General features: G+C 59.1%; 10 protein-coding genes. 6 read left to right on the forward strand and 4 right to left on the reverse strand.

Translation table 11 applies throughout. The annotated features are described in order from the left end of the window. Positions 1–94: 94 nt before the first annotated feature. Both GIW04_RS22050 and GIW04_RS22055 read right to left on the reverse strand, forming a co-directional pair. Positions 95–1,219 carry a methyltransferase gene (locus tag GIW04_RS22050; protein ID WP_120248804.1) on the reverse strand — a complete coding sequence of 375 codons (1,125 nt, stop codon included), beginning with the start codon at positions 1,217–1,219 and terminating at the stop codon, positions 95–97. Positions 1,220–1,359: 140 nt separating this feature from the next. Next, positions 1,360–2,070, reverse strand: a complete 711-nt coding sequence (locus GIW04_RS22055) for a helix-turn-helix transcriptional regulator (protein WP_003194324.1) — start codon at positions 2,068–2,070, stop codon at positions 1,360–1,362. Positions 2,071–2,528: 458 nt separating this feature from the next. Between GIW04_RS22055 and GIW04_RS22060 the strand changes: the two genes are divergently transcribed. Continuing rightward, positions 2,529–3,305 (forward strand): ferredoxin--NADP reductase, encoded by a 777-nt coding sequence (locus tag GIW04_RS22060; protein WP_120248805.1) that lies wholly within the window; start codon positions 2,529–2,531, stop codon positions 3,303–3,305. Positions 3,306–3,348: 43 nt separating this feature from the next. On the opposite strand, the gene mscL is transcribed toward GIW04_RS22060, so the two are convergent. Next, positions 3,349–3,765: a large-conductance mechanosensitive channel protein MscL gene (gene mscL, locus GIW04_RS22065; RefSeq protein ID WP_003194320.1), complete on the reverse strand. Its 417-nt coding sequence runs from the start codon at positions 3,763–3,765 to the stop codon at positions 3,349–3,351. 287 nt (positions 3,766–4,052) lie between these two features. Between mscL and katB the strand changes: the two genes are divergently transcribed. Genes katB through radA form a run of 3 tightly spaced genes read left to right on the forward strand, consistent with a single transcriptional unit; the run spans position 4,053 to position 7,594 of the window. Continuing rightward, complete coding sequence (gene katB, locus GIW04_RS22070; protein WP_120248806.1) at positions 4,053–5,594, forward strand: catalase KatB; 1,542 nt, start codon at positions 4,053–4,055, stop codon at positions 5,592–5,594. Between the two features lie 57 nt (positions 5,595–5,651). Continuing rightward, positions 5,652–6,191, forward strand: a complete 540-nt coding sequence (locus tag GIW04_RS22075; protein WP_094774580.1) for an ankyrin repeat domain-containing protein — start codon at positions 5,652–5,654, stop codon at positions 6,189–6,191. A gap of 35 nt (positions 6,192–6,226) precedes the next feature. Beyond that, the gene (gene radA / locus GIW04_RS22080) at positions 6,227–7,594 is read left to right on the forward strand and encodes a DNA repair protein RadA (protein ID WP_003194313.1); all 1,368 of its coding nucleotides are present in this window, start codon (positions 6,227–6,229) and stop codon (positions 7,592–7,594) included. Between the two features lie 128 nt (positions 7,595–7,722). Here radA and GIW04_RS22085 read toward each other — a convergent pair whose 3' ends face one another. Next, entirely contained in the window at positions 7,723–8,091 is a 369-nt protein-coding gene (locus GIW04_RS22085) for a PilZ domain-containing protein (protein ID WP_120248807.1), read from the reverse strand. A gap of 174 nt (positions 8,092–8,265) precedes the next feature. On the opposite strand from GIW04_RS22085, the gene GIW04_RS22090 reads away from it, so the two are divergent. Both GIW04_RS22090 and GIW04_RS22095 read left to right on the forward strand, forming a co-directional pair. Beyond that, positions 8,266–10,332 (forward strand): carbon starvation CstA family protein, encoded by a 2,067-nt coding sequence (locus GIW04_RS22090; protein ID WP_003194310.1) that lies wholly within the window; start codon positions 8,266–8,268, stop codon positions 10,330–10,332. A 15-nt stretch (positions 10,333–10,347) separates the two neighbouring features. Continuing rightward, a complete protein-coding gene (locus GIW04_RS22095; protein ID WP_003194308.1) occupies positions 10,348–10,545 on the forward strand; it encodes a YbdD/YjiX family protein in 198 nt (65 codons plus the stop codon). Positions 10,546–10,685 lie beyond the last annotated feature (140 nt).

The raw sequence follows: 10,685 nt of genomic DNA on the forward strand, positions 1-10,685 counted from the left end.
AAAAACTCACAGACGCCGCGTTTATTCAGTAAGCACGCGTTATCGTTGGCGTTTTTCGCGAGCAAGCTCGCTCCTACAAATAAGCAGGGGTTTTTTATTTACGCGCCTTGAGGATGACAAACTTGGGCGTGGCCGCTACTTGCTCGACGCCACGGAACAGCCGCGCCAGCTTACTGTGGTAGCCCAGGTGACGATTGCCGACGATGTACAAGGCGCCGCCGACCACCAGCGCTTCGCGTGCCTGCTGGAACATGCGCCAGGCCAGGAAGTCGCCCACCACTTGCTGTTGGTGAAACGGTGGGTTGCACAGCACCACGTCCAGCGACTGCGGCTCCTGGCCGGCCAGGCCGTCGCCGGCATGCACGGTGACGTCCCGTTCACCCAAGGCGGCTTGCCAGTTTTCGGCGGCCGATTGCACCGCCATGTACGACTCATCCACCAAGGTGTAATGCGCATCGGGGTTGTGCAGGGCGCTGGCAATCGCCAGTACGCCGTTGCCGCAACCCAGGTCCGCCACGCGGGCGCTGCCCAGGTTTTTTGGCAGATGCGGCAGGAAGGCGCGGGTGCCGATGTCCAGGCCTTCGCGGCAAAACACGTTGGCGTGGTTACACAACTCGATGACCGGCGCATCCAGGGTATAGCGGGTCGGGTAGGGCGAGACCGCGGCAGGGCGCTGCTCGACGCTGGCGATCAGCAACCGTGCCTTTTTGACCGCCAATGAGGCGTGCATGGGCCCGATGTAACGCTCCAGCAATTCACCTGCGGCCCGGGGCAAATGCTTGACCATCGCACCTGCGATCACCTCGGCGCCGGGCGCCAGTTGCCCTTGCAGGCGGATCAGTTGTTCTTCCAGCAACGCCAGGGTTTTCGGCACGCGGATCAATACGCGATCAAACGGCCCGGTCGCAAGCTGGCTGGCCGGTATGAAGGGCACGGCATCAAAGGGTTTGCCGTTGCGCACCAGGTTTTTTTCCAGGCCCTGGGCGGCGAGGAACGAGTCACCGCTGGAGGTCACGTTCACCTGGCCTTGAAGGCTGGCTGCCAGGGCGCCGAAGCTGTCATTGAGGACCAGCACGCGGGTGGCAGCAGTAAGCTGTTGCGCGGCGAGGTGGCTGAGCAGGTATTCGTCGGCGGCATCGAAGGCTTGCAGCGGATCATTGTGTTGCTCGGGCTGACGAATCAGGTCGAGCTGGGCGAAAGGGCTGTCAAGCAGGGGCATGGTGGGGCAAGGCTCTGGGTAATCGACGGACCTTCTGAGCGAACGGCGGGGCAACCGTGGAAAGCGCACCCTCAACACTCAGAATTGGCCGTAAATGTTACGTTTTTTTCAACGCGATGACATGCGGTGTTTTGCGTAGGTTAAAACAGCCCGGCTTTAGCGGCACGCAGCACCGCCTGGATCTTGTTATGCACGCCCAGCTTCTTGAAGGTACTGCTGATATGAAAGCCCACGGTGCGTTCGGACAGGCAAAGAATCGCGGCAATCTCGGAGGCCGTCTTGCCCATCGCAGACCACTTGAGGATTTCCGTTTCCCGGGCGGTCAATTTGCTGGGCGCTTTGATCTCGGGCGCGTCGGCGTACTTCTGCGCGACGACCGCATGCATCGCATGGCAAAGCCACAACACCTGGCCGGCTTTTTCGTAAAGCTCTTGCGGGCTGACCTCGCCCTTGCTGCGAACCAGGGTCAGCATGCTGAATACACCTTGGAAATCATGCACGGCTTGGGTCCAGCCTAAATGCACCCCGCATGACTGGGCCAACTCCCACAGCTGGGGCGTGTTGGCAAAGGTTTTTTGCTCCCAGAGAATGGGCAGTACCGAACTTTTGCAGTGGGTTACAACGGGGTCTACATCGAAGTAGTGTGCTTGTTTATAAATGTGGCTCCATTCGTTTGGATAGTTACTAAATAGAATGGGTTTTGTTTGAGTGTCTTGTGACTGGGAGCTCATCGTAAAAGAGCAATATTCGAAACCCAGTTCATAGGTGTGGTTAATCACCATCTCAAACACACTGGTGATTTCACTCTCGCCTTCCAGCTTGGGCAGCCGGGTGTTATGCCAATTGACCATCGATGACTCTCCATAGGTTTCTGTGTGACTTGGGTACGTCCTGATCTCCCAATGCAACTCGAAAACAAGTGTAGGGGAAGTCCTACAACTGAGTCTGAAAAATATTTTACTTACAGGGTTTGTTTCGCACGCCGGTTTTGTACAAGGCTTGAAGTTTTGTATAAGGGAGTTTGTCGGCTTTTTTTTCTTCAATATTCTTAATGGCTTGGAGGTAATATTGAAATGATATTGTCGTGGATGCCGTTTCATCTAGTGAGGTGTGCGAAGCGTGCTAATAGCCAAATAGTTAGTGCCAGGGTGGCGCGCAGGGTTCACGTGTGACTGTGCCAAAAACGGCCAGGCTCGCCCGCAAGGTGGCTGCCCGTACCTTGGACGATTTTAAATGCCAGTACCAATCATCGGTGTTTGCGCGGTCTGTTTTGAGGGACACTAAAGGTCTGTGCAAAACGGAGCCCCCCATGACGGCCAGTGCTGAGAAATTTACCCGCCAGACCCTGCTCGATGTGCAATCGCTGACCCCCAGCCTGTTCACCCTGCGCACCACCCGCGATGCCGGTTTTCGTTTTACCGCCGGCCAGTTCGTGCGCCTGGGCGTTACCAAGGCGGATGGCAGTACCGTCTGGCGTGCCTATTCCATCGTGTCTTCGCCGTTTGACGAGCATCTGGATTTTTTTTCCATCGTGGTCCCCGGTGGTGAGTTCACCAGTGAACTGAGCCGCCTGAAGGTGGGCGATACCTTGCTGGTAGAGCGGCAGGCTACGGGTTTTCTGACCCTCAACCGCTTTGTCGACGGGCGTGACTTGTGGTTGCTGGGAACCGGAACGGGCGTCGCGCCGTTCCTGTCGATCCTGCAGGACTTCGAAGTCTGGGAAAAATTCGAGCGCATCATCCTGGTGTACAGCGCCCGGGAAGCCAAAGAGCTGGCCTACCAGTCGCTGATCAACACATTGGGTGAGCGCGAATACCTGACCGAATACGCCCACAAACTCACCTACATCCCCATCGTCACCCGTGAGCAGCATCCGGGCGCGTTGAATGGGCGTATTACGGCCTTGATCGAAAATGGCGAATTGGAGCGGGCCGCCGGCGTGGAGATGACGGCACAGGATTCGCGTGTACTGATTTGCGGCAACCCGCAGATGGTCGATGACACGCGCCAGTTGCTCAAGCAGCGGGACATGCAACTGAGCCTGAGCCGACGGCCTGGCCAGGTGGCGGTAGAAAACTATTGGTAGAAAAAAGGCGCCTTGCGAGGCGCCTTTTTTTTGCAATCGCGGGTTAAAGCGGCTTGTTGTTCTGTGCCTTGAGCAGATCGCGGATCTCGCCCAGCAGCACTTCTTCCTTGCTCGGCGTCGGCGGCAGGCTTGGGGCCACGGCTTCTTCGCGCTTCAGACGGTTGATCGCCTTCACGCCCATGAAGATTGCAAACGCGACGATCACAAAGTCGATGATGCTCTGGATGAACTTGCCGTACGCCAGCACAACCGCAGGTACATCACCCTGTGCGGCCTTGAGCGTGATGGCCAGATCGGCAAAGTCCACGCCACCGATCAGCAGGCCGATGGGAGGCATTATCACGTCGCCTACAAATGAGGAAACAATCTTGCCGAAGGCAGCACCGATGATGATACCGACGGCCATGTCGACCACATTACCTTTGACCGCGAAGGCCTTGAACTCACTGATCACGCCCATAGGTTATTCCTTGTTACAGTTGAGGAGGGTGGAGGTCAGTGTAATTCAGTCGAACAGCGCTTGCTCGACACAACTGTTAACACTGTCGGTTTTTATCGACACATCAAATCGCAAATAGTTTGCAAAGTGCCATCAATCGCGCGCGAATTAGCCGCTATTTCAGCGAGTTACCAGATTTTTTTCTTAATCGGGTCTGTGGTGTTTTTCTATTTATCTTCTGACTCGCAGGTCACTAGCCTCTGACAAGCACAACAGAATGTGCGCTAAAAAAACCAGAGGAAACCTCGATGAACACTCCAATCAGCCGTAGGCCCGTGTCGGCGCGCCATGCGCTGGCACTGGTGACCGCCAGCCTGCTTTCCCTCTCCGTACAAGCCGCGAACCTGACCCGCGATAACGGGGCCAGCGTCGGTGATAACCAGAACTCCCAGACCGCCGGCGCCAATGGCCCGGTGTTGCTGCAGGATGTGCAACTGATCCAGAAGCTGCAGCGTTTCGACCGCGAACGCATTCCCGAGCGCGTAGTACACGCGCGCGGCACGGGCGCCCATGGCACCTTCACCGTGACCGACAACCTCAGCGACCTGACCAAGGCCAAAGTATTCGCCGCCGGTGAAACCACGCCGGTGTTCGTGCGCTTCTCGGCGGTGGTGCATGGCAACCACTCCCCGGAAACCCTGCGGGACCCACGGGGCTTCGCCACCAAGTTCTATACCGCCGAAGGTAACTGGGACCTGGTCGGTAATAACTTCCCCACGTTCTTTATTCGCGATGCCATCAAGTTCCCGGACATGGTCCATGCCTTTAAACCGGACCCGCGCACTAACCTGGACGATGACTCGCGCCGTTTCGACTTCTTCTCCCATGTTCCAGAGTCCACTCGTACACTGACCGAGTTGTACTCGGACTCCGGCACCCCCGCCAGTTACCGCGAAATGGACGGCAATGGCGTACATGCCTACAAGTTGATTAACACTAAAGGTGAAGTGCACTACGTCAAGTTTCATTGGAAGAGCCTGCAGGGCATCAAGAACCTTGATCCCAAGCAAGTTACCGAAGTACAAGGGCGTGACTACAGCCATATGACCAATGATCTGGTCACGCACATCAACAAAGGCGACTTCCCTAAGTGGGACCTGTATGTGCAGGTGCTCAAGCCTGAAGACCTGGCCAAGTTTGATTTCGACCCACTGGATGCCACCAAGATCTGGCCGAATGTGCCCGAGCGCAAAGTCGGGCAAATGGTGCTGAACCGCAACCCGGCCAATGTGTTCCAGGAAACCGAGCAAGTGGCGATGGCCCCGGCCAACCTGGTACCGGGTATCGAGCCGTCGGAAGACCGCTTGCTGCAGGGGCGGGTGTTCTCCTACGCCGATACACAGATGTACCGCCTGGGCGCGAACGCCCTGCAACTGCCGATCAACGCTCCACGGGTCAGCGTCAACAACGGCAACCAGGATGGTGCGATGAACTTCGGCAAGACCACCACTGGCGTGAACTACCAGCCAAGCCGCCTGTTGCCACGCGAAGAGCCACAAACCGCGCGCTACAGCCAGGCGCCGCTGTCGGGCAGCACCCAGCAGGCCAAGATCCAGCGTGAGCAGAACTTCAAGCAGGCCGGTGATCTGTACCGTTCCTACACCAAGAAAGAGCGCGAGGACTTGATCAACAACTTCGGCGGCTCATTGGCCACCACCGATGACGAGAGCAAGCACATCATCCTGTCGTTCCTCTACAAGGCGGATCCGGAATACGGCACCGGCGTGGCCAAGGTCGCCAAGGGCGATCTGGCTCGCGTGAAGGCGCTGGCGGAAAAACTGACTGACTGATTCGTTGGTTGCGGTCGGCGCCTTCACGGGCGTCGACCTTTGGCAGGAGAACACCCTATGCGCATCTCTATCGGTTTACTGATGGCCATGCTGGCCTTCGCTGCCCATGCCGAGTCTCCCGACCCGGTGGCGCTCAAGGCGCAGTTGCAGGACTACTATTTCGACGCCGCCCGTCGTGGCGACCTCGACATGCTCAACACCTTCATTGAGTCCGGCTACGGTCTCAATACCCAGGACGACAAGGGCTACACCGCGTTGATCCTGGCTGCTTATCACGGCCAGGGCCCGTATGTGGAGCGTCTGCTCGATGCCGGCGCCGACGCCTGTGTGCAGGATAAACGCGGCAACACAGCGTTGATGGGCGCCATCTTCAAAGGCGAGCTGAAAATCGCCCAGCGCCTGTTGGCCACCGACTGCAACCCTGACCAACGCAACGGCGCAGGGCAGACCGCCGCCATGTATGCCGGGCTATTCAAGCGCGTCGAGTTGCTGGGGGCGCTGCAAGCCAAAGGCGCCGATCTGAACGCCGAAGACCCGGTCGGGAACAGCGCTTCACGTTTAGCCAAGGGCGAAATCCGGACCCCAGCGTCGCGCTGAGCTATCATCGCGGTTTTTCGGTTGGAGGTTCTCATATGGCAAAGGCCAAGCGCATGTACGGCTGCACAGAGTGCGGCGCGACCTTTCCCAAATGGGCGGGCCAGTGCTCCGAATGCGGCGCGTGGAACACCCTGACTGAAACCATGATCGAGAGTGGCGGTGCCGCGGCCCCCACCGGCCGTGCCGGCTGGACCGGGCAACAGGCACAGATCAAGACCCTGGCCGAAGTCAGCGTCGAAGAGATCCCGCGCTTTTCCACCGCCTCCGGCGAACTGGATCGGGTATTGGGCGGTGGCCTGGTGGACGGCTCGGTGGTATTGATTGGCGGTGACCCTGGCATCGGCAAGTCCACGATCCTGCTGCAAACCCTGTGCAGCATCGCCAGCCGTATGCCAGCGCTGTATGTCACCGGCGAAGAGTCCCAGCAGCAAGTGGCCATGCGCGCCCGGCGCCTGGGCTTGCCTCAGGATCAGTTGCGGGTGATGACCGAAACCTGCATCGAAAGCATCATCGCCACGGCGCGCATCGAAAAACCCAAAGTCATGGTCATTGACTCGATCCAGACGATTTTCACCGAACAGCTGCAGTCGGCACCCGGCGGCGTGTCCCAGGTGCGCGAAAGCGCTGCGCTGCTGGTGCGTTACGCCAAGCAGAGCGGCACGGCGATCTTCCTGGTCGGCCACGTCACCAAGGAAGGCGCACTGGCCGGGCCACGGGTGTTGGAACACATGGTCGACACCGTGCTGTATTTCGAAGGGGAATCCGACGGTCGCCTGCGCCTGCTACGGGCGGTGAAGAACCGCTTTGGCGCCGTCAACGAACTGGGTGTGTTCGCCATGACCGACCGGGGGCTGAAAGAAGTCTCGAACCCCTCGGCGATTTTTCTCACCCGCGCCCAGGAAGAAGTCCCAGGCAGTGTGGTGATGGCGACGTGGGAAGGCACCCGGCCGATGTTGGTGGAAGTCCAGGCGCTGGTGGATGACAGCCATTTGGCCAACCCTCGGCGGGTCACGCTGGGCCTGGACCAGAACCGCCTGGCGATGCTGCTGGCGGTGCTGCACCGGCATGGCGGCATTCCGACCCACGACCAGGATGTGTTCCTGAACGTGGTGGGCGGGGTCAAGGTGTTGGAGACCGCGTCCGACCTGGCGTTGATGGCGGCGGTGATGTCCAGCCTGCGTAATCGGCCGTTGCCCCATGATTTGCTGGTGTTTGGCGAGGTGGGTCTGTCGGGCGAAGTGCGCCCGGTGCCGAGTGGGCAGGAGCGGTTGAAGGAAGCGGCCAAGCATGGCTTCAAGCGCGCGATTGTGCCCAAGGGCAATGCCCCGAAGGAGGCGCCGCCGGGGTTACAGATCATTGCTGTGACACGCTTGGAACAGGCGTTGGATGCGCTGTTCGAATAATCCGCAACACTGCTGAACCCCTGTGGGAGCTGGCTTGCCTGCGATAGCGGCGGGTCAGCTTACCCATCCTTGCCTGATACACCGTCATCGCAGGCAAGCCAGCTCCCACCCTTGATTCATGTTGGCAGCTAGATCTCCAGCAGGGCGCCCAGCTCGCGCTCCAGCTCTTGCTCATCACCCAGGTTCAACTCAACGAACCTGCGCAAATGGCTGATCGAATCCAGATCAATGTGTTTGCACACAAAGCCCAATTGACCAGGATCTTCATGGGTCAGCCGCGCTTGCATCTTTATATGCGTCTTCTGATCCAGGCGTATGTCGACTTCAAAGGGCAGCGCTTTATTTCCCTTCCAGTCGTCAGGCCGTTCCACCAGTAAACCCTTGAGTGATAGATCCAGCAGTTTCACCGGCCATTCGCTGCCGTTTTGCCGAAGTTCGGCCGTGGCATCAAAGGCAATCCGGCGAAAACGGCGACGTTCAGACGCATGCTCGGTCATGGTAAAACCCTCTGTGAATGGGGGGAGTGTAGCCCGGGGCCATCAAGGGGCGATTATTTCGGCTTTTTTTACCGGTTGAAGGCTCTAGACCAACGTAGGGGGCTGGTCTTTAAGGCCAGTAGCGCTAAACTCGGGCTGGCTGTCCTTTCTGTCCACCCTGGCTGGAATATAAAAATGAAAAATAATAATAGCCTGCTACGCCACTTACCCTGGCTGGTGCTGGCAATTGTAGGAGCGTGCGCCCTGGGCGTAGTGGCCTTGCGCCGCGGCGAGGCGATCAACGCCTTGTGGATTGTGGTCGCTGCAGTGGCCATCTACCTGGTTGCGTACCGTTACTACAGTCTGTTCATCGCCAACAACGTGATGCAACTCGACCCTCGGCGGGCAACCCCTGCGGTGGTCAACAACGATGGTCTGGACTATGTACCGACCAACAAACACATTCTTTTCGGTCACCACTTTGCGGCGATTGCCGGTGCAGGCCCGTTGGTCGGCCCGGTGTTGGCGGCGCAAATGGGCTATCTGCCCGGTACCCTGTGGCTGATTGCCGGGGTGGTGCTGGCCGGTGCGGTGCAAGACTTTATGGTCCTGTTCCTGTCCACTCGTCGCAATGGCCGTTCCCTGGGGGACATGGTTCGCGAAGAGATGGGCCGCATTCCCGGAACCATCGCGCTGTTCGGCTGCTTCCTGATCATGATCATCATCCTCGCGGTGCTGGCGCTGATCGTGGTCAAGGCCCTGGCCGAGAGCCCATGGGGCATCTTCACGGTGATGGCGACCATCCCGATCGCGATGTTCATGGGCATCTACATGCGCTACATCCGCCCGGGCCGCATCGGTGAAATCTCGATCATCGGCGTGCTGTTGCTGCTGGGTTCGATCTGGCTGGGCGGGCAGATTGCCGCTGATCCAGTGTGGGCCAAGGCGTTCACTTTCACCGGTATCCAAATCACCTGGATGCTGATCGGCTACGGCTTCGTGGCTGCTGTGCTGCCGGTGTGGCTGATCCTGGCGCCCCGCGACTACCTGTCGACGTTCCTGAAAATCGGCACCATCATCGCCCTGGCGATTGGCATTCTGGTCACCATGCCTGACCTGAAAATGCCGGCACTCACCCAGTTCATCGACGGCACCGGCCCGGTGTGGAAGGGCGGCCTGTTCCCGTTCCTGTTCATCACCATCGCTTGTGGCGCGGTCTCGGGCTTCCACGCGCTGATCTCTTCGGGCACCACGCCCAAGTTGCTCGCCAGTGAAAGCCATGCCCGTTACATCGGTTACGGCGGCATGCTGATGGAGTCGTTCGTGGCCATCATGGCGATGGTTGCCGCCTCGGTGATCGAGCCTGGCGTGTACTTCGCCATGAACAGCCCGGCTGCCATTGTCGGCACCGACGTGGTTACCGTGGCGCAGACGGTCAGCAGTTGGGGCTTTGCCATTACGCCTGAGGCGCTCTCTGCCGTGGCCCACGATATCGGTGAAACCACCATCCTGGCGCGTGCCGGCGGTGCGCCGACGTTGGCGGTGGGTATCGCGCAGATCCTGCACAGTGTGCTGCCGGGTGAAAACACCATGGCGTTCTGGTACCACTTTGCGATCCTGTTCGAAGCGCTGTTCATCCTCACGGCCGTGGACGCCGGCACCCGTGCCGGTCGCTTCATGCTGCAGGACCTGCTGGGTTCGTTCGTGCCGGCGCTCAAACGCACCGAGTCCTGGACCGCCAACCTGATCGCGACGGCCGGTTGTGTGGCGATGTGGGGTTACCTGCTGTACCAAGGTGTGATCGACCCGCTGGGTGGGATCAATACCTTGTGGCCGCTGTTCGGTATCTCCAACCAGATGCTGGCGGGTATCGCGTTGATGCTGGCAACCGTTGTGCTGATCAAAATGAAACGCCAGCGCTACATCTGGGTGACCATGTTGCCGGCGGTGTGGCTGTTGATCTGCACCACCACGGCAGGCTTCATCAAGCTGTTCGACGCCAACCCGGCGATCGGCTTCCTGTCGTTGGCCAAGAAATACAGCGATGCCCTGGCTAACGGCCAGATCCTGGCCCCGGCCAAGAGCATCGACCAGATGCAGCACGTGATCTGGAACGCCTACACCAACGCAACGCTGACGGCGCTGTTCCTGTTCGTGGTGTTCAGCATCCTGTTCTATGCGCTGAAGGTGGGTGTCGCCGCCTGGGGCAACAAAGAGCGTACGGATAAAGAAGCCCCGTTCCAGGCTGTACCGGACGCGTAAACGAGGATTGCAAACATGTTCAATGACATCAGTCGCCTCGGTAAATACCTCGGTCAGGCCGCCCGCCTGATGGTCGGCATGCCCGACTACGACACCTACGTCGAGCATATGCAAACCAAACACCCGGACAAGCCGGTGATGGACTACAAGGCGTTCTTCCGGGAACGCCAGGAAGCCCGTTACGGCGGCAAGGGTGGGCCCAAGTGCTGCTAGCCTGGTAACGCGGGCCAATGCAATATCCCTGTGGGAGCAGGGCTTTCTGTGGGAGCTGGCTTGCCTGCGATAGCATCACCTCGGTCTGACGCAAGCACCGAGTTGTCTGCATCGCAGGCAAGCCAGCTCCCACAGGGGCC

It is taken from the genome of Pseudomonas sp. PA-4-8C (assembly GCF_021606625.1).
Classification (GTDB): domain Bacteria; phylum Pseudomonadota; class Gammaproteobacteria; order Pseudomonadales; family Pseudomonadaceae; genus Aquipseudomonas; species Aquipseudomonas lactis.